We start from the raw sequence: 18804 nt of genomic DNA on the forward strand, positions 1-18804 counted from the left end.
GTGGCCACCACCGTCGCCGACCTCACGCCGACCGGCCGCGCCGCGCTCCTCGGGATCCTCAACGTCACTCCGGACTCGTTCAGCGACGGCGGACGCTGGCTGTCCGTCGACGACGCCGTCCGCCACGGCCTCGACCTGACCCGGCCCGCCGGGGACGGACCCGCCGCATTCGGCGCGGACCTGGTCGACGTCGGCGGCGAGAGCACCCGCCCCGGTGCGGCGCGCATCGACTCCGCCGCCGAGCAGGGCCGCGTGCTGCCCGTCGTCCGCGCCCTCGCCGCGGAGGGGGTGCGCGTCAGCATCGACACGATGAGCGCTGCCACAGCGGAGGCCGCTCTGGACGCGGGCGCCGTCGTCGTCAACGACGTCTCCGGCGGCCTCGCCGATCCGCGGATGCTCCCGCTCGTCGCCGAGCGCGGCGCCGTCTACATCGCGATGCACTGGCGCGGGCACAGCGCGGGCATGACCGCTCTCGCCTCCTACGGCGACGTGGTGGCGGACGTCCGCGGCGAGCTCGAGCGCCGCGTCGACGCCGCCCGTGAGGCCGGGATCCGGGACGACCGCCTCCTCCTCGACCCCGGCCTCGGCTTCGCGAAGGTCGGCGCGCACGACTGGGCGCTGCTGGCCGGGCTCGACGCGATCGTCTCGCTGGGCTTCCCGGTCCTGGTCGGCCACTCGCGCAAGCGGTTCCTCGCTCCGTTCGCCCCCGCCGGCGCCCCGGCCGCCGAGCGCGACGAGGTCTCCGCCATGCTGAGCCTCGTCGCCGCCGGGCACGGCGCCTGGGGCGTCCGGGTCCACGACGTCCGCTCGTCCGCCCGCGCCCTGGCCCTCGCCGCCCGACTCCAGGAGGAGACCCCGTGACCGCGATCGACCCCGCCGCCCTGGCCGTGCGCGACTCCATCACCCTCACCGGGCTGCGCGTGCGCGCGCACCACGGCGTCTTCGACTTCGAGCGCGAGAACGGCCAGGACTTCGTGATCGACGCGACGGTCTGGCTCGACACCGCGCCGGCGGCCGAGGGCGACGCGCTGGCCGAGACGGTGCACTACGGCGAGCTCGCGATCGCCCTGGCCGACGCGGTGACCCGCGACCCGGTCGACCTCATCGAGACCCTGGCCGAGCGCCTCGCCCGGGTGGCCCTGGGCTTCGCCGCCGCCGACGTCGTCCGCATCACCGTCCACAAGCCGGACGCGCCGATCCCGCTGCCGTTCGAGGACGTCGCCGTGCAGATCACGAGGACCCGCTCGTGAGGCCGCGGCAGGAGCGCGTCCGCCCGGTGCGCCACGTCGTGCTCGCGCTCGGCAGCAACCTCGGCGACCGCCTGGCGCACCTCGAGGAGGCGCTGCGGGCCCTCGCCACGACGCCGGGCCTGCGCATCGAGGCGGTGTCCAAGGTCGTCGAGTCGCCCGCGTGGAAGCCCGAGGGCGTCGACGAGGACGCGCCCGGGTACCTCAACGCGGTCGTGACCGGCTCGACCGTCCTCGAGCCCGACGACCTGCTCGCGGCGACGGCGGCGATCGAATCGGCCGGCGGCCGGATCCGCGGCGAGGGCGAGGAGCGCTGGGGCGACCGGACCCTCGACATCGACGTGATCGCGGTCGGCGGCGTGCTCCGCGACGACGCGCACCTGACCCTCCCGCACCCGCGGGCGGCCGAGCGGGCGTTCGTGCTCGAGCCCTGGCTCGACGTCGAGCCGGCGGCGGTCCTTCCCGGAGCCGGACCCGTGGCCGAGCTGCGCGCACGGGCGACCGACCGCGTGACCGACCACCCGGCCGGGCTGACCTGGCCGGGGCGCGACTCCGCCCGCGGCAGCACCGCCGACCCCGAGAGCAGGACCCCGTGAGGCGCACCCGCATCAGCACCCTGCTCGGACTCGGCCTCGCCGGGGCCGTCGCGGGGTTCCTCCTCGACCTCGCGATCGCCGCCGCCGGCCGCCCCGTGCTCATCCCGCCGCTGACGGTTCCGCTGACCCTGATCGTGGTCGCGGCCCTCGTGCTCGGCTTCGCCGTCCCGATCCACCGCGCCACGAAAGGCACGCTGCGCCGGCCCATCGATCCGTTCCGGGCGATGCGCGTCGTGGTGCTGGCGAAGGCGTCCAGCCACGTCGGTGCTCTGCTGCTCGGAGCCTCCGGCGGCATCCTGGTGTACCTGCTGAGCCGTGCGATCCCTTCGCTAGGCTCCGTGTGGCAGGACGTCGCGACCATCGTGGGTGCGCTCGTCCTGCTGGTGGCCGGCCTGGTCGCCGAGCACCTGTGCACCATCCCGCCGAGCGACGACGACGACAGCGCCGTCGGCGAGGTGAACCACGCCTGACGCCGACGCCCGGATCGCCGCGGGCAGTGAGGACGACGCCATGCCCGCCGAGCCCGAGGACGCGTCGCCGACGACCCGCCGCGACGCGAGGGGACGCCGGCGGGACCGCCTCGACATCACGGGGGAGTGGCGCCGCGTCTCGCCCCGGTACGTCGCGGTCGAGATCGTGTCGGCCGTCGTGTCGAGCGTGCTGCTGCTCGCCGTGCCCGTGGTGCTGATGCTGATCGGCCTGCCGTGGGGCTGGATCCCGCTGGCCGCCGCGGCCGCCCTCGCGGTGACCCTCCTGATCGTGGCCCCGCGCCGTGCGCGCGCCTACGGCTATCTCCTGCGCCAGGACGACCTGCTCTTCCGCCGCGGCATCATGTTCCAGCGCTTCGTGTCGGTGCCGTACGGGCGGATGCAGCTCATCGACGTCAACCGCGGGCCGCTCGCCCGGGCGCTCGGCCTCGCCGACCTCCGCTTCGTCACCGCCGCCGCGGCGACCGGCGTCAGCATCCCGGGCCTGGCCGAGCAGGACGCGGAGGAGCTCCGCGACCGCCTGGTCGAGCTCGCCGAGTCGCGCCGGGCCGGCCTGTGACCGAGCTCCGCGCCGTCGAGACGGACCTCGCCGACGGGGAGTGGCACCGCCTCCATCCCGCGACCCCGGTCCTCAAGGGCGGGATCGGCCTGCTGGTCGTCCTCGGCATCGTGATCACGAACCTCCGCGAGCGCCTGGTCGAGCTGTTCCTGCCCGGGCCTGAGGGGTACGAGAGCGGCGATCCGGTCGACGAGCTGCTGCGCCGCGGTCTCGTCGGCTGGGCGCTGCTGGCGGTCGCGGTGGGCCTGGCGGTCGCCGTCTTCGCGTTCTGGCTGTCCTGGCGGATGCACACCTTCCGCATCACGGACGAGCTCGTCGAGGTGCGCTCCGGCGTGCTCTTCCGGACCAACCGGCGGGCGCGGCTGGACCGCATCCAGGGCATCGCGGTGCAGCGTCCGCTGTTCGCGCGGCTGTTCGGAGCCGCGAAGCTCGAGGTGAGCGTGGCCGGGCAGGACGCGAACGTCCAGCTGTCGTACCTCGGGTCGCGCTTGGTTGACGCCCTGCGCCGCGACATCCTGCGGCTCGCGTCCGGGGTGCGCGAGCGGGAGGCGACGGTCGACGGTGCGGCTCCGGCGGGCGGGTTCCTGGCGCGCCGGCTGGAGGAGTTCGGCGAGCCTCAGGACGAGACGCCGCCCGAGTCGGTCGTCTCGATCCCGCCGGGCCGACTCCTCGGCTCGCTCGTCTTCAGCGGCTTCACGCTGTTCCTGGCCGCCTCGGTCGTCGCCGTGGTGTTCGTCGCCGTCTACGGCTCGCCCTACGTGCTCTTCGCGATCCTGCCGGGCCTGATCGGCTCGGGCAGCTACTACGTCCGCCAGTTCGTGCGCTCGCTCCGGTACTCGATCGCCGCGACGCCCGACGGAGTGCGGGTCGGCTACGGCGTGCTCTCGACCAGCAGCGACACGATCCCGCCCGGCCGGATCCACGCCGTCGAGATCACGCAGCCGCTGCTCTGGCGCCCCTTCGGCTGGTGGCAGGTGCGGATCGACCGCGCCGGCCACGCGGCCTCCCGCGGGGCGAACGGCGAGCCGAACACCACGATCCTGCCCGTGGGCGACCTCGCCGCGGTCGAGCGCGTCCTCGCCCTCCTGCTGCCCGGACCGGCCGAGGGAGCGGAGTCGACGCCCGTCGGAGACGCACTCCGGCACCGCGACGCGGCCGGCTTCACCCGGGCGCCGCGGTCGGCGGTGTGGCTCCGCCCCTTCTCGTTCCGGAGGACCGGGTACCGGCTGACGGACGAGGTCGCGATCCTGCGCAGCGGAGCGGTCTGGCGGCGGGTCGCCGTGGTGCCCCTGGCGCGGATGCAGAGCGTCGGGGTCCAGCAGGGACCGCTCCAGCGCCTGCTCGGGCTGGCCTCGGCGCGCGTGCACACGGTGGCCGGCCCCGTCACTCCGCTCGTGCCGGTGATGAGCGCGGCCGACGGACTCGCCTTCTTCGAGAGCCTCGCGACGGCCGGAGTGCGGGCCGCCGACCGCGACGCGAGCCACCAGTGGGGGCGGCGCGCGGCCGCACCCGCCCTGCCCGACTGGCCCGCTCCGGAGGGGGAACCGCATGCCTGAGAACCGCCGCGACGGACGCCTGGGCGTCGGCGTGATCGGTGCCGGACGCGTGGGCCCGGTGCTCGGTGCCGCGCTCGCCGGGGCCGGCCACGCCGTGATCGGGATCGCCACCACCAGCGAGAGCGGCCGCGAGCGCGCCGACGCGCTGCTCCCCGGAGTCCCCGTGCTCGCGATCCCCGAGCTCGTCGAGCGCAGCGAGCTGGTGATCGTCGCCGTCCCCGGGAGCGAGATCGCCGCCCTGGTCGCGGGGCTCGCCGCGACCGGAGCGTGGCAGCCCGGCCAGCTGGTGCTGCACACGGCGCCTGAGCACGGCTACGGGGTGCTCGCTCCGGCGCTCGCCTCCGGGGTCATCCCCCTGGCAGTCCACCCGGCGATGGCCTTCAGCGGCACCAGCCTCGACCTGGCGCGCCTCGCCGAGACCTACTTCGCCGTGTCGGCACCGGGCCCGGTGCTGCCGATCGCGCAGGCGCTGGTGGTCGAGATGGGCGGGGAGCCGGTCACCGTGGCGGAGTCGGACCGCGCCGCCTACGCGGAGGCCGTCTCGACCGCCACGACCTTCTCGACCGCGATCGTCGACCAGGCGGCGGGACTGCTGGCGGGCATCGGCGTCGAGAAGCCGGGCTTCTTCCTCTCCAGTCTCGTCCGCTCCTCCGTCGACGACGCCCTGCGCCGCGCGGCGGGCTGACGGGCGGCGCCGCTCGAGACGCCGCTCCCCGGGTGGGACGCCGCTCGGGAGGCGGTGCCTCGCGAAGGAGCACGGCGTCTCCGTGCCGAGGGCCCCGGTGGTCGCGGGCCCGCCGGTAGCATCGTCGGGTGATCAGCACCGTCCACCGCATCGGCTACCTCCGCGAGCGGCTGCAGGAGGCGCGGCGGGCCGGTCGGCGCATCGCGCTCGTGCCGACGATGGGCGCCCTGCACGCCGGGCACCTCGCCCTCGTCGAGCGGGCGCGCGAGCTGGCCGACGTCGTCGTCGTGTCGGTGTTCGTGAATCCGCTGCAGTTCGGTCCGACCGAGGACCTGGACCGCTATCCGCGCGACCTCGAGGGCGACACCGCCCTGCTCGACGCGGCCGGGGCCGACCTCCTCTTCGCCCCGGGAGTCGCCGAGATGTATCCCGACGGGCCGTCCTCGACGCGGGTCGTCGCGGGCGAGGTCGGCGGCCTCTACGAGGGGCGCGCGCGACCGGGCCACTTCGACGGGATGCTCACCGTCGTCGCCAAGCTCCTGAGCATCGCCCAGCCGGACGTCGCGGTCTTCGGGCAGAAGGACGCGCAGCAGCTGTTCCTCGTGCGCCGCATGGTCCGCGACCTCGACCTGCCCGTCGCGATCGAGGGCGTCGGCATCGTGCGGGAGGAGGACGGGCTCGCCCGCTCCAGCCGCAACCGCTACCTCGACGAGGAGCAGCGGCGCGCGGGCCTCGTGCTGCCGCGCCTCCTCGCGGCCGCCGCGAAAGTCGCGGACCGCGGTGCCGCCGCGGCGATCGAGGCCGCCGAGGCCGTCGCGCACGCCGAGCCGCTCGTTAAGCTGGACTACCTCGTCGTCGTGGATCCCGCGACGCTCCTCCCGGTCGACGCCGACCACCGCGGCCCGGCACTCGTGCTCGTCGCCGCGATCGTCGGCACCACCCGCCTCCTCGACAACGCCCCGATCCTGCTCGCCTGATCGCGGCCGTCCGCCCCGAACCGAAAGCACCGCGACCCCTCATGGCCGACACCCCCGACGTCCCCGAGACCACGACCCCCGCCGCCGAGCAGTCCGACTCCGAGCAGGCCGCCGCCGAGCGGGCCGCGCAGCAGGAGGCCTCCGAGCAGAAGGCCGTCCGCCTCGCCAAGCGCGAGCGCCTGCTCGAGCTCGCGGGCGACGACCTCGGCGCCGGCGCCTACCCCGTCGCGGTCGGAGTCACCGACACCATCGCGGCCGTCCGGGCGCGCCACGAGGGCATCGAGCCGGACGTGAAGACCGGCGAGCGCGTCGGCCTCGCGGGCCGCGTGGTGTTCCAGCGCAACACGGGCAAGCTCTGCTTCGCGACGCTGCAGGCCGGCGACGGCGAGCGGATCCAGGCCATGGTCTCGCTCGGCGACGTGGGCGAGGAGTCGCTCGCGGCGTGGAAGGAGCTCGTCGACCTGGGCGACCACCTCTTCGTCGAGGGCGAGGTCGTCTCGAGCAAGCGCGGCGAGCTGAGCGTGTGGGTGTCGGAGTGGACGATCGCCGCGAAGGCGATCCTGCCGCTGCCGAACCTGCACAACGAGCTCGGCGACGAGACCCGGATGCGCCAGCGCTACCTCGACCTGATCGTGCGCCCCCAGGCCCGCGAGACGGTCGTCACCCGCGCCCGGGTGAACGCCTCCCTCCGCGACACCTTCGCCTCGCACGAGTTCCTCGAGGTCGAGACCCCGATGCTGCAGGTGATGCACGGCGGCGCCTCCGCCCGCCCCTTCGCCACGCACTCGAACGCGTTCGACACCGAGCTGTACCTGCGCATCGCGCCCGAGCTCTACCTCAAGCGCGCCGTCGTCGGCGGCATCGACCGGGTCTTCGAGATCAACCGCAACTTCCGCAACGAGGGCGCCGACTCCACCCACTCGCCCGAGTTCGCGATGCTCGAGGCCTACCAGGCGTACGGCGACTACAACTCGATCGCCGACCTCACCCAGGAGCTGATCCAGAACGCGGCGCAGGCCGTCGCGGGCTCGCACGTGGTCACCTGGGCCGACGGCACCGAGTTCGACCTCGGCGGCCGGTGGGACCGCATCTCGATGTACGAGAGCCTGTCGCTCGCGGCAGGCATCGCGATCACCCCGGAGACGGAGCTCGCCGAGCTCGAGACCCTCGCCGCGCGCGAGGGCGTCGAGGTGCACGTCCCCACGCACGGCAAGTACGTCGAGGAGCTGTGGGAGCACTTCGTGAAGGGCGGCCTGACGCGTCCGACCTTCGTGATGGACTTCCCCGTCGACACCTCGCCGCTCGTGCGCGCGCACCGCAGCATCCCGGGCGTCGTCGAGAAGTGGGACCTCTACGTCCGCGGCTTCGAGCTGGCCACCGGCTACTCCGAGCTGATCGACCCGGTCGTGCAGCGCGAGCGCTTCGTCGAGCAGGCCCGCCAGGCCGCCGCCGGCGACGACGAGGCGATGCGCCTGGACGAGGACTTCCTCCGCGCCCTCGAGCACGGCATGCCCCCCACCGGCGGCATGGGCATGGGCATCGACCGCCTCCTGATGGCGATCACCGGCCTCGGGATCCGCGAGACGATCCTCTTCCCGCTCGTCAAGTAGGGTCGCAGGAGCCGAGGGGGAGACATGGTCAGGGCATCGAGCATCGTCGCGGCCGTCGCGGCGGGCGTCCTCACGATCGCGCAGTTCGGAGTGGGGACCGCGGTCGCCGCGAGCGTCCTCACCTCCTCCGGCGACGTCGGCACCGCGCTGGCCGACCGGCGGGCGGCCGAGGCGTTCACGCCCGACCCCACGATCGCCGGCTTCGCGGAGCGGACCGCCATGTCCGACCGCGGCCGCGCCCTCTACTACGCGTCGAGCCCGTCGGTCGAGCCGACCGCCGGCTTCAACGACCTCTGCGGCTACGGCGCCTCCGACGACATCGTCCTCGGCTGCTACACCGGCACCAGCATCTACATCTCGGACGTCGCCAACCCCGACCTCGACGGGATCCGCGACGTCACGGCGGCCCACGAGATGCTGCACGCCGCGTGGGTGCGGCTCGACGCGGAGGAGCAGGCCGAGCTGGGCGACGAGCTCGAGGCCGCGTACGAGACCCTCCCGCAGGACGGCACGATCGCCGAGCGCCTCGAGCTGTACCGCACCGGCGGCCTCGGCGAGCGCGTCAACGAGCTGCACTCGATCCTGGGGACGGAGGTGGCCGACCTGCCGCCGGCGCTCGAGGCGCACTACGCCGAGTTCTTCGACGACCGCTCCGTCGTCGTGGGCCTGAACTCCCGCTACGAGGCGGTCTTCACCGATCTCGAGAACCGCATCGAGGACCTGGTCTCACGGATCGAGACGATGTACGCCGACCTCACGGCGCGGGTCGACGCGAACAACGCCGAGTACGACGCGCTCAACGTCGAGATAGACGACTTCAACTCGCGCGCCGACAGCGGCGACTTCGGATCGACGGCCGAGTTCGAGACGGAGCGCGCCGATCTGCTCGCCCGCAGCCAGGCCGTCGACGCCACCCGCGCCGCCATCGACGCGGACATCGCCGTGTACGACGGCCTGCGCTCGGAGCTGGAGGGCCTCAACTCCGACGCCGCGGCGCTGAACAAGTCGGTCGAGAGCCAGTAGCGCCCAGCGCCCGCGAAGGCCGCTGGGCGCACGGGCCTCCGGGCTCACGGCTCCCGCGCCGGTGCCGCCAGTATGATCGCCGCATGGATTGGGAGCTGTGGAACCAGGGGCTGTGGGCCCTCGTGCCGACGATCACGGTCGGAGCCATCTTCTGGTTCGTGATGCGCGCCCTCATCCGCTCGGACCGCAACGAGCGCCGCGCGTACGACCGCATCGAGGCCCGCGAGCGCGAGCGCCGCGGCCTGCCTCCCCGCGACGCCTCCTGACCACCGCCGCCGCGCGGGTGCCTCCCGCGCCCGCTGAGCGGCTCCGCACGACGAACGAGGAGGCGCGGTGCCCGCACCCGACTGGGCGGTGATCCTCCCGATCGCGGCCGTCGTCGTCGAGCTCGTGGTCCGCGTGATCGCCGTGATCGTCGTGCCGCGGAACCGCCGTCCGACCACCGGCCTCGCCTGGCTGATGGCGATCTTCCTGATCCCGTACGTCGGCATCCTGCTGTTCCTCTTCATCGGGAGCTACCGGCTGCCGCGCAAGCGCCGCCGGAAGCAGCAGGAGATCAACCGGTTCATCCTGGAGTCGACCGACGGCATCGACCGCGTCGCCCGGGAGCACCCGTGGCCGCAGTGGCTGGAGTCGGTGGTCACCCTCAACCGCAACCTCGGCGCGATGCCGCTGGTCGGCGGGAACGACGCGCGCCTCCAGGGCGACTACGAGCAGACCATCCGCGCGATGGCCGCCGAGATCGACCGCGCCCGCCGGTACGTGCACTGCGAGTTCTACATCCTCGCCGCCGACTCGACCACCGCGCCCTTCTTCGACGCGCTCGACCGCGCGGTGGCGCGCGGGGTGCGGGTGCGGATCCTCCTCGACCACATCGCGTCGATCCGCGTGCCCGGCTACTACAGCGGCACCCATCGCCGGCTGCGCGCCCTCGAGCGGGCGGGCGCCTCGTGGTCGTACATGCTCCCCGTGCGGCCGTGGCGCGGGCAGTACCAGCGGCCGGACCTGCGCAACCACCGCAAGCTGCTGATCGTCGACGGCAACGCGGCCTTCATGGGCTCGCAGAACGTCGTCGACTCCAGCTACAACAAGCGCGGCAACATCCGCCGCGGCCTGCACTGGCACGACCTGATGGTGCGCCTCGAGGGGCCGGTGGTGCAGGGCATCAACGCCATCTTCATCACCGACTGGTACAGCGAGACCGACGAGCTGCTCCTGCGGGAGTCGGAGCCGATGGAGGCGCTGCAGCAGCGCGACACCATCGACTGCCAGGTGGTGCCGAGCGGCCCGGGGTTCGAGGGCGAGAACAACCTGCGCCTGTTCCTGACGCTGCTCTACTCGGCGCAGAAGTCGATCATCATCACCAGCCCGTACTTCGTGCCCGACGAGGCGATGCTCTACGCGATCACGACGGCGACCCGGCGGGGCGTGCACGTGGAGCTCTTCGTCTCCGAGATCGGCGACCAGGCCGTGGTCTACCACGCCCAGCGCTCGTACTACGAGACGCTGCTGACCGCGGGCGTGCGCATCTGGATGTACCGCAAGCCGACCATCCTGCACGCGAAGCACTTCACGATCGACGACGACGTCGCCGTGATCGGCTCGAGCAACATGGACATGCGCTCCTTCACGCTCAACCTCGAGGTCTCGCTGATGGTGCGCGGCTCGGAGTTCGTCGAGGATCTGCGCCAGGTGCAGCAGGACTACCGCGAGCACTCCCGCGAGCTGACCCTCCGCGAGTGGCGGCAGCAGCCGCTCCGCTCGACCCTGCTCGACAACCTGGCGCGGCTCACCTCGGCGCTGCAGTAGCGCGGCTCCCGTCCGCCCGCAGGCGGAGGATGCGCGGCCCCGGCTCGTCGCGCAAGGCCCTGTGCGGGCCGCCGCGCCCCGCGTAGCGTCGGAGCGTCCTCAGCACCATCCGGTTCCGCCTGCCCGGCGCCGGGTTCGAGAAGGGAACGGACATGACGGCATCCCGTACGACGCGCATCCTCATCCTCGGCGGCGGCTACGTCGGCCTGTACACGGCCTGGGGCCTCGAGAAGAGACTGGGGGAGGCGCCGATCGACGTCACCGTCGTCGAGCCGAACCCCTACATGACCTACCAGCCGCTGCTGCCCGAGGTCGCCGGCGGGCACGTCCAGCCGCGCCACGTCACGGTGCCGCTGGTCTCCGCGCTCAAGCGCACCCGCGTGATCCGCGGCGCGATCACCGGCGTGAGCCTCGCCGAGCGCAGCGCCACCGTCGCCGCGATGGACGGCTCCACCCGCACGATCGAGTTCGACCAGGTCGTCTTCGCGCTCGGAGCCGTCACCCGCACGTTCCCCACGCCGGGCCTCGCCGAGCACGGCATCGGCTTCAAGACGGTGGAGGAGGCGGCGCACCTGCGCGACCGCGTCATCGAGAACATCGCGAAGGCGGCGCTCACCACCGACCCCGCCGAGCGCCGGCGCCTGCTCACCTTCGTCTTCGTCGGTGGCGGCTACACCGGCGTCGAGGCGCTGAGCGAGCTGCTCGACCTCAGCCGCAAGACCCTCGCCGCGCAGCCCTCGCTCTCGATGGGCGACGTCACCTGGCACCTCGTCGAGGCACTGGACCGGGTCGCCCCCGAGGTCGGTCCCGAGCTCTCGAAGTGGACGCTCGACCACCTCCGCTCGCGCGGCGTGCACGTGCACCTGAAGACGACGATGCCCTCCTGCGAGGACGGCGTCGTGGAGCTCTCCTCCGGCGAGCGCATCCCGACGGCCACGATCGTGTGGACCGCCGGCGTGAAGCCGAACCCGATCCTCGACGCGACCGACGCGCCCCGCGGGCCGAAGGGCCACGTCATGGCGGATGCGCGCCTGCGGGTCATCCGCGAGGACGGCGAGCCGGTGGGCGGCGCCTGGGCGGCCGGCGACGGCGCGCAGGTGCCGGACCTCACCAGCGAGAAGCAGCCCGCGTACTACCCGCCGAACGCGCAGAACGCGGTTCGGCAGGCCAAGCTCCTGGCGCGCAACATCATCGCCGACCTCACCGGAGGCACCGTGGAGGAGTACCGCCACGCCTCCGTCGGGACCGTCGCCGAGTACGGCATCGGCAAGGGCGCCGGCCTGATCAAGGGCGTGAAGCTGCGCGGCCTCCCCGCCTGGCTCGCCCACCGCGCCTACCACGGAGCGGCGATGCCGACCCTGGACCGCAAGTGGCGGATCATCACGGGCTGGCTCGTCGACGCCGTCACTCCGCGCGACCTCTCGCCGATGAGCGCGCTGCAGGATCCGCGCCGCGCCTTCCGCGAGACGGCCGAGGCCACCGATCGCGAGGCCGCGGCGAAGGCCGCCGCGAAGAAGGAGTCGGACGCGTCCTGACGCGCCGGTGAGAGCGCGGGAGTCGCGGTGGTCGAGCGGGATCATCTCGACTCCCGCGCTCCCGAGTCGTGGGCCCCGCCTCGGAGCGCCTCGGCCTGACGGTCTCGGCTCAGGCCCGGCGGCGCGGCTTCAGGCGCACGGTCGGCAGCACGGGCGCGGGGAGCGCGCGTCCGCCGTACCCGTCGACGGTGCCGAACGGTCCCGCGGGATCCGCCCCGGCGATCACGTCGGACTGCCAGCGCTCGCGGGCGGCCGCCACGTCGTCGTGGCTGCGGCCGACGAAGTTCCACCACATCACCAGCTCCTCGGCGAACGGCTCGCCGCCGAGCAGCACCACGCGGGCGCCCGCGTCCCCGGCCGTCAGCACCAGGTGCGAGCGGCCGGGCGCCAGGTAGGCGAGGTCCGAGCGCGGGACGTCCGCGCCCTCGACCGCCACGGGGCCGGCGTCGACGAGCACGCCGTACTCCCACGACTCCTCGACCGGCAGCTCGACCCGGGCACCCGGCTCGAGGTCGATCTGGGCGGCGACCAGCGGAGTGAAGGTGCTCGCGGGCACCGACGCGCCCAGCATCCCTCCGACGAAGACGCGCACCAGCGCGCCGGGCAGCTCCACGGGCACGCCGCGGTGGTGCTCGAAGAACGGATCGACGAGCCGCGCCTCCTCGGGCAGCGCGACCCAGAGCTGCACCCCGTGCAGAACGGGCGCGCCCCCGGTCGAGACCTCCGAGTGCGAGATGCCGTGTCCGGCCGTCATCAGGTTGAGCTCGCCCGGGCGCACCACGGCGAGGCTGCCGACGCTGTCGCGGTGCTCGATCTCGCCCTCGAAGAGCCAGCTCACGGTCTGCAGGCCGGTGTGCGGGTGCGGCGGGACGTCCATCCCGGCCTCCTCGCCGAGCCGCACCGGGCCGTAGTGGTCGGCGAAGCACCATGCGCCGATCGTCGAGCGCGAGCGCTGGGGGAGGGTGCGGCGCACCTCGATCGCACGCGGACCGCCGAGCGGGACGAGCCGCGCCTCCAGGATCTCGACCGCGCCGGGCTCGCGAGGGACCGGCTCCGCGGCGACGGGGAGCTCGTCGGGATGCTCCTCCAGGTTGCTCATGCGGGAAGTGTATGCCTTCGCATGGACCGGTGGACGGGACCGCCGCCCGCACCCCTCCGGATCGCGTGCACGCCCAGGGCGAACAGGCCTGCTCACCGGGGGGAGCGCTGGTTACAGTCGACGTATCGGAGCCCACCCCTGCGGGTTCTGTAGGGAGTGACAGCATGTTCGAGAGATTCACCGATCGCGCGCGGCGCGTCGTCGTCCTGGCCCAGGAAGAGGCCAAGATGCTCAATCACAACTACATCGGCACGGAGCACATCCTGCTCGGCCTGATCCACGAGGGCGAGGGAGTGGCCGCCAAGGCGCTCGAGTCCCTCGGGATCTCGCTCGACGCTGTGCGCGAGCAGGTGCAGGACATCATCGGCCAGGGGCAGCAGCAGCCGACCGGCCACATCCCCTTCACGCCTCGGGCGAAGAAGGTCCTCGAGCTGTCCCTGCGCGAAGCGCTGCAGCTCGGCCACAACTACATCGGGACCGAGCACATCCTGCTCGGCCTCATCCGCGAGGGCGAGGGCGTCGCCGCTCAGGTGCTGGTCAAGCTCGGTGCCGACCTGAACCGCGTGCGCCAGCAGGTCATCCAGCTGCTCTCCGGCTACCAGGGCAAGGAGCAGGTCGCCGTGGGCGGTGAGCAGCAGCAGCCTCAGGGGGGATCGCAGATCCTCGACCAGTTCGGACGCAACCTCACCCAGGCGGCGCGCGACAACAAGCTCGACCCGGTCATCGGGCGCGAGAAGGAGATCGAGCGGGTCATGCAGATCCTCTCCCGCCGCTCCAAGAACAACCCCGTCCTGATCGGCGAGCCCGGCGTCGGCAAGACCGCCGTCGTCGAGGGCCTCGCCCAGGCGATCGTGCGCGGCGACGTGCCCGAGACGCTGAAGGACAAGCAGCTCTACACGCTCGACCTCGGCTCGCTCATCGCCGGATCCCGCTACCGCGGTGACTTCGAGGAGCGCCTGAAGAAGGTCACGAAGGAGATCCGCACCCGCGGCGACATCATCACCTTCATCGACGAGATCCACACCCTCGTCGGCGCAGGGGCCGCTGAGGGCGCGATCGACGCCGCCTCGATCCTCAAGCCGCTGCTCGCCCGCGGCGAGCTGCAGACCATCGGCGCGACCACGCTCGACGAGTACCGCAAGCACTTCGAGAAGGACGCCGCTCTCGAGCGCCGCTTCCAGCCGATCCAGGTGGCGGAGCCGTCGCTGCCCCACACGATCAACATCCTCAAGGGCCTGCGCGACCGCTACGAGGCGCACCACAAGGTGTCCATCACCGACGGCGCGATCGTCTCGGCGGCCAACCTGGCCGACCGCTACATCAGCGACCGCTTCCTCCCCGACAAGGCGATCGACCTGATCGACGAGGCCGGCGCACGCCTGCGCCTCTCGATCCTCTCGGCGCCACCGGAGCTGCGCGACTTCGACGACCGCATCGCCGTGGTCCGCTCCGCCAAGGAGGCCGCGATCGAGGACCAGGACTTCGAGAAGGCCGCGTCGCTGCGCGACGAGGAGAAGCAGCTGCTCGGTGAGCGCCTGCGCCTCGAGAAGCAGTGGAAGTCGGGCGACGTCAAGGCCACCGGCGTGGTCGACGAGGGCCTGATCGCCGAGGTCCTCGCCCAGGCGACGGGCATCCCGGTCTTCAAGCTCACCGAGGAGGAGTCCTCGCGGCTCGTCTTCATGGAGAAGGCCCTGCACCAGCGCGTCATCGGCCAGGAGGAGGCCATCGCGGCACTCTCGCGGACGATCCGCCGCACCCGCGCGGGCCTCAAGGACCCCAAGCGCCCCTCGGGCTCGTTCATCTTCGCCGGCCCCACGGGCGTCGGGAAGACCGAGCTGGCCAAGGCGCTCGCCGAGTTCCTCTTCGACGACGAGAACGCGATGATCTCGCTCGACATGTCGGAGTACGGCGAGAAGCACACCGTCTCGCGGCTGTTCGGCGCCCCTCCCGGGTTCGTCGGCTTCGAGGAGGGCGGCCAGCTCACCGAGAAGGTGCGCCGCAAGCCGTTCAGCGTGGTCCTCTTCGACGAGATCGAGAAGGCGCACCCGGACATCTTCAACTCGCTCCTCCAGATCCTGGAGGAGGGTCGACTGACCGACGGCCAGGGCCGTGTCGTCGACTTCAAGAACACCGTCATCATCATGACCACCAACCTCGGTGCTCGTGACATCGCCGGTGGTCCCGTCGGGTTCCAGATCGAGGGCGACAACGCCACCGGCTACGACCGCATGCGCGGCAAGGTCAACGAGGAGCTCAAGAAGCACTTCAAGCCCGAGTTCCTCAACCGCGTGGACGACGTCATCGTCTTCCCGCAGCTGTCGAAGCCCGAGCTGCTCCAGATCGTCGACCTCTTCATCAAGCGCCTGGGCGACCGTCTGCTCGACCGTGACATGACGGTGGAGCTGACGCAGCCGGCCAAGGAGCGCCTGATCGAGGTCGGGTTCGACCCGGCCCTCGGTGCGCGCCCCCTGCGCCGCGCGATCCAGCGCGAGATCGAGGACCAGCTGTCCGAGCGGATCCTGCACGGCGAGCTCGGCGCCGGAGACCACATCCACGTGGACTTCGCCGACAACAAGTTCGTCTTCACCACGACCCCGCGTCTGATCTCGATCAGCGCCGGCGCGTCCACCGGAGCAGCCACGGCCGGCCCGGCGACGCCCGACCTGATGTCGTAGCAGGCTGCCGAACGACCCCGTGCCCGTCCCCTCTCGCGAGGGGGCGGGCACGTCGTCGTCCGGGGGTGGGCGCCTGCTCGCAGGATCCCGCGCCCGGTGCGGCCTAGGCTTGTCGAATGGCCGATTGGAAGTACCCGGTGCGCCGCGCGCGCACGAGCGATGTCCCCTTCATCCAGGAGCTCAGCGAGCCGCTCGTGAACGAGCGCATCCTCCTGGGCAAGGACCGCGTGGTGCTCTACGGCGCCGTGCAGGAGTTCCGCATCGCCGAGGACGGCCACGGGACGGCGATCGGCTGCGGTGCGCTGCATGTGATGTGGGACGACATCGCGGAGGTGCGCACCCTCGCGGTCGCGCAGGACTGGCTCGGGAGGGGTGTGGGCCACCACATCCTGGAGCGCCTCGAGAACGACGCGCGCGAGCTCGGCCTGAAGCGCCTGTTCTGCCTCACCTTCGAGGTCGACTTCTTCGCCCGCCACGGCTTCGAGCCGATCGGCGAGAAGGTCGTCGACCCCGAGGTCTACGCCGAGCTGCTCCGCTCTCCCGACGAGGGAGTCGCCGAGTTCCTCGACCTCGCCCGGGTGAAGCCGAACACGCTCGGCAACACCCGCATGCTGAAGACGCTCTGACCGCCGCCACGTCGTAGCCTGTCCCGGTGACTCCGCCGCCCCGCCGCCTGCCCTCCCGGGTCTACCGGCGACGCCGCGCCGGAGTGCTGCTCGCGCTGGTCGTCATCGTCGCGGGCCTGGCGGTGGTGCTGTCGCTGCTCCCGCGGATGACCGGCTCCGACGCCGCGTCGAGCCCCACGCCGACCGTCGTGCTGCCGACGCTCTACCCGACCACCTCGCCCGGTGCGACGCCCGGCGCCGCACCCGCCTGCACGGCCGACTCCGTCGCCGTCACCGCGGTCACGGACGCCACGAGCTACGCGCCCGGCGAGGATCCGCAGCTCTCGCTCTCGCTGGCCAACATCTCGAGCACCGACTGCGTGATCGACGCGGGCACGAGCAAGCAGGTCTTCACGATCACGAGCGGCTCCGAGCAGATCTGGACCTCCACGGACTGCCAGACCGGCGCGGCCGATCTGCCGGTGCTCCTCCAGGCGGGCCGCTCGGTGATGGGCAGCGCGCTGACGTGGGACCGCACCCGCTCCTCCGCCGACACCTGCTCCGGCGGACGCGAGGCGGTCGAGGCGGGCGGCGCCGCCTACAACCTGTCGGTATCGGTCTCCGGCATCCCCTCGGGCTCGCCCACGCAGTTCCTGCTCCAGTAGTCCGCCCGGGGGACGTGCCGGGCGAGCGTCGGCGCGTAGCATCGCAGGCATGTGGGGGCTGCTCGGCACGATCCTGTCCGCCTCGACCGGCCGGGCGGGGGTGGTCGCGCGGCGCGCGGCGGCCGTCGCCCTCGCGGTCCCGCTGCTGGTCGGCGGAGCGGCGGCGCAGGCCGTGGCGGCTCCGCACCCTGTCGCGGCTCCGCAGCCCGTCGCGGGTGTCGTGCGCGCGGACGTGGACGGCTTCCGGTTCTCGGAGTACTCGGCCGACTTCCGTCTCGACCGCGACGAGGAGGGCCGCTCGACGCTGACCACTGTCGAGACCTTCGTCGCCGAGTTCCCGCCGTCGCAGAACCGCGGCATGCAGCGCGCGATCCCGCTCGACTACGAGGGGCACCCGACCGACGTCGACCTGGTGTCCGTCACCGACGGCGACGGGGAGGCGCGGCCGGTCGACACCGAGCGCGAGGACGGCTTCCTCCTGGTCACCAGCGCGGCGGACGAGTTCGTCAGCGGCAGCCAGACCTACGTCTTCACCTACACGCAGCACAACACGACCCTGCCTGGATCCGGCACGCGCAGCGGCGAGGACGAGTTCTACTGGGACGTCAACGGCACGGGCTGGCGCCAGTCCTTCGACCGCTACGACGTGCGCGTCGAGCTCGCCGGGTCGCTGGCCTCCGCCGCGACGGGGACCGTCAGCTGCTACCGGGGACCGGAGGGCTCGACGACGCCCTGTCCGATCGGCCGCGACGGCGCGGTCGTCACGGCATCGGGGGAGTCGCTGGCTCCGGGGGAGAACGTGACCGTGGCGATCGGCTTCGCTCCCGGGACCTTCACGCCGCGCGACGACCGCTACCTCGCCTCCGGCTGGTCCTGGGTGCAGCTGGGCGGCCTCGCTGCGGTCCTGATCGGCCTCGCGCTCGCCGTGCACCGCCGCCGGACCGTGCTCCGCGACGCTCCCGGCCGCCCGACCGTCGTCGCCGAGTACGACCCGCCCGCGGAGGGGCTGTTCCTCTCCGCCGCGCTGCTGCGGAAGACGTCGAAGGCCCCCGCGGCCGGACTCCTGGACGCCGCCGTCCGCGGTCTCGTGCGCATCGAGGAGACGGGGGAGGGGCGGAAGCAGGAGTACGCCGTGCGGGTGCTCGACCCTGCGACGACGCCGACGCGACGCGCGGGACGCCCGCGGCCCCTCGCCTCCGACGACCGCGAGTTCCTCGACATCGCCCTCGGCCGGGCGCCGGGGACGGTGCGTGAGCTCTCGGGCAAGGACAAGGAGTTCGGCAAGGCCGTCGGACAGTTCCAGACCGCGCTGGGCAACAGGGTGACCGAGGCGGGACTGAAGAAGGCCGGGACGATCGGCGGCAGCGTGCTCGTGATCGTCCCGCTGCTGCTGGGTGTCATGGCCGCCTTCCTGGGCGCGATCCTCCTGATGACCGGCTCCTTCGGCGGAGCGCTCCCGCTCGTGCTGATGCTCGTCGCGATCGTCGCGGCCGTCGTCGGGACGATCCTGGTCTCGAGGGTGCCGCTGACGGCCGCGGGCGCGGAGCTGCGCGACCATCTGCGCGGGCTCGAGCTGTACATCCGCCTGGCCGAGGCCGACCGGATCGCGATGCTGCAGTCGCCCCGCGGGGCGACTGCAGCATCGCGATCCGGTCGGCCTCGGCCAGGCGGATGT

At 72.8% G+C, this 18804-nt stretch carries 18 protein-coding genes; 17 read left to right on the forward strand and 1 reads right to left on the reverse strand.

What is annotated here, in order from left to right; translation table 11 throughout:
* The 13 genes from folP (at position 1) to C5B98_RS02410 (ending at position 12085) form a co-directional block, all read left to right on the forward strand.
* Entirely contained in the window at positions 1-861 is an 861-nt protein-coding gene (gene folP, locus C5B98_RS02350; protein ID WP_104327244.1) for a dihydropteroate synthase, read from the forward strand.
* Positions 858-1250: a dihydroneopterin aldolase gene (gene folB / locus C5B98_RS02355; protein ID WP_104347803.1), complete on the forward strand. Its 393-nt coding sequence runs from the start codon at positions 858-860 to the stop codon at positions 1248-1250. Before folP ends, folB begins: the two co-directional genes overlap by 4 nt.
* Positions 1247-1843: a 2-amino-4-hydroxy-6-hydroxymethyldihydropteridine diphosphokinase gene (gene folK, locus C5B98_RS02360; RefSeq protein WP_104248066.1), complete on the forward strand. Its 597-nt coding sequence runs from the start codon at positions 1247-1249 to the stop codon at positions 1841-1843. The genes folB and folK overlap by 4 nt, the downstream gene beginning before the upstream one ends.
* Positions 1840-2313, forward strand: coding sequence for a DUF3180 domain-containing protein (locus C5B98_RS02365; RefSeq protein WP_104238407.1), 474 nt, complete (start codon positions 1840-1842; stop codon positions 2311-2313). Before folK ends, C5B98_RS02365 begins: the two co-directional genes overlap by 4 nt.
* A gap of 40 nt (positions 2314-2353) precedes the next feature.
* Positions 2354-2890 carry a PH domain-containing protein gene (locus C5B98_RS02370; RefSeq protein WP_104234302.1) on the forward strand — a complete coding sequence of 179 codons (537 nt, stop codon included), beginning with the start codon at positions 2354-2356 and terminating at the stop codon, positions 2888-2890.
* The gene (locus C5B98_RS02375) at positions 2887-4446 is read left to right on the forward strand and encodes a PH domain-containing protein (protein ID WP_104327245.1); all 1560 of its coding nucleotides are present in this window, start codon (positions 2887-2889) and stop codon (positions 4444-4446) included. The genes C5B98_RS02370 and C5B98_RS02375 overlap by 4 nt, the downstream gene beginning before the upstream one ends.
* Positions 4439-5131, forward strand: coding sequence for a Rossmann-like and DUF2520 domain-containing protein (locus C5B98_RS02380; protein ID WP_104224097.1), 693 nt, complete (start codon positions 4439-4441; stop codon positions 5129-5131). Before C5B98_RS02375 ends, C5B98_RS02380 begins: the two co-directional genes overlap by 8 nt.
* A 128-nt stretch (positions 5132-5259) precedes the next feature.
* The gene (panC, locus tag C5B98_RS02385; RefSeq protein WP_104327246.1) at positions 5260-6108 is read left to right on the forward strand and encodes a pantoate--beta-alanine ligase; all 849 of its coding nucleotides are present in this window, start codon (positions 5260-5262) and stop codon (positions 6106-6108) included.
* Positions 6109-6149: 41 nt separating this feature from the next.
* The gene (lysS, locus tag C5B98_RS02390) at positions 6150-7718 is read left to right on the forward strand and encodes a lysine--tRNA ligase (protein WP_104234298.1); all 1569 of its coding nucleotides are present in this window, start codon (positions 6150-6152) and stop codon (positions 7716-7718) included.
* Between the two features lie 24 nt (positions 7719-7742).
* Positions 7743-8741, forward strand: a complete 999-nt coding sequence (locus tag C5B98_RS02395; RefSeq protein WP_104327247.1) for a hypothetical protein — start codon at positions 7743-7745, stop codon at positions 8739-8741.
* 83 nt (positions 8742-8824) lie between these two features.
* Positions 8825-9007, forward strand: coding sequence for a hypothetical protein (locus C5B98_RS02400; RefSeq protein WP_104224094.1), 183 nt, complete (start codon positions 8825-8827; stop codon positions 9005-9007).
* A gap of 67 nt (positions 9008-9074) precedes the next feature.
* A complete protein-coding gene (gene cls, locus C5B98_RS02405; RefSeq protein ID WP_104224093.1) occupies positions 9075-10550 on the forward strand; it encodes a cardiolipin synthase in 1476 nt (491 codons plus the stop codon).
* 152 nt (positions 10551-10702) lie between these two features.
* The gene (locus C5B98_RS02410; RefSeq protein ID WP_104323566.1) at positions 10703-12085 is read left to right on the forward strand and encodes an NAD(P)/FAD-dependent oxidoreductase; all 1383 of its coding nucleotides are present in this window, start codon (positions 10703-10705) and stop codon (positions 12083-12085) included.
* A 109-nt stretch (positions 12086-12194) separates the two neighbouring features.
* On the opposite strand, the gene C5B98_RS02415 is transcribed toward C5B98_RS02410, so the two are convergent.
* A complete protein-coding gene (locus C5B98_RS02415) occupies positions 12195-13184 on the reverse strand; it encodes a pirin family protein (protein WP_104327248.1) in 990 nt (329 codons plus the stop codon).
* Positions 13185-13348: 164 nt separating this feature from the next.
* On the opposite strand from C5B98_RS02415, the gene C5B98_RS02420 reads away from it, so the two are divergent.
* The 4 genes from C5B98_RS02420 to C5B98_RS02435 all read left to right on the forward strand — a co-directional run.
* Positions 13349-15859 (forward strand): ATP-dependent Clp protease ATP-binding subunit, encoded by a 2511-nt coding sequence (locus C5B98_RS02420; protein WP_104224090.1) that lies wholly within the window; start codon positions 13349-13351, stop codon positions 15857-15859.
* A 116-nt stretch (positions 15860-15975) separates the two neighbouring features.
* Positions 15976-16485: an amino-acid N-acetyltransferase gene (locus tag C5B98_RS02425; protein ID WP_104224089.1), complete on the forward strand. Its 510-nt coding sequence runs from the start codon at positions 15976-15978 to the stop codon at positions 16483-16485.
* A 26-nt stretch (positions 16486-16511) separates the two neighbouring features.
* On the forward strand, positions 16512-17129 hold the full coding sequence (locus C5B98_RS02430; RefSeq protein WP_104249710.1) for a hypothetical protein: 618 nt from the start codon (positions 16512-16514) through the stop codon (positions 17127-17129).
* Positions 17130-17178: 49 nt separating this feature from the next.
* Positions 17179-18804, forward strand: a 1626-nt coding sequence (locus C5B98_RS02435) for a DUF2207 domain-containing protein (RefSeq protein WP_104327249.1), incomplete at its 3' end; no start/stop codon positions are given.

It is taken from the genome of Rathayibacter sp. AY1A5 (genome assembly GCF_002930875.1).
Classification (GTDB): Bacteria; Actinomycetota; Actinomycetes; order Actinomycetales; family Microbacteriaceae; genus Rathayibacter.

Excerpts from the sequence above, each read along its gene's own strand:
- C5B98_RS02370 (WP_104234302.1), top strand. The coding sequence starts at position 2,354 with ATGCCCGCCGAGCCCGAGGACGCGTCGCCGACGACCCGCCGCGACGCG.
- C5B98_RS02380 (WP_104224097.1), top strand. The coding sequence starts at position 4,439 with ATGCCTGAGAACCGCCGCGACGGACGCCTGGGCGTCGGCGTGATCGGT.
- lysS (WP_104234298.1), top strand. The coding sequence starts at position 6,150 with ATGGCCGACACCCCCGACGTCCCCGAGACCACGACCCCCGCCGCCGAG.
- C5B98_RS02395 (WP_104327247.1), top strand. The coding sequence starts at position 7,743 with ATGGTCAGGGCATCGAGCATCGTCGCGGCCGTCGCGGCGGGCGTCCTC.
- C5B98_RS02400 (WP_104224094.1), top strand. The coding sequence starts at position 8,825 with ATGGATTGGGAGCTGTGGAACCAGGGGCTGTGGGCCCTCGTGCCGACG.
- C5B98_RS02410 (WP_104323566.1), top strand. The coding sequence starts at position 10,703 with ATGACGGCATCCCGTACGACGCGCATCCTCATCCTCGGCGGCGGCTAC.
- C5B98_RS02415 (WP_104327248.1), bottom strand. The coding sequence starts at position 13,184 with ATGAGCAACCTGGAGGAGCATCCCGACGAGCTCCCCGTCGCCGCGGAG.
- C5B98_RS02420 (WP_104224090.1), top strand. The coding sequence starts at position 13,349 with ATGTTCGAGAGATTCACCGATCGCGCGCGGCGCGTCGTCGTCCTGGCC.
- C5B98_RS02425 (WP_104224089.1), top strand. The coding sequence starts at position 15,976 with ATGGCCGATTGGAAGTACCCGGTGCGCCGCGCGCGCACGAGCGATGTC.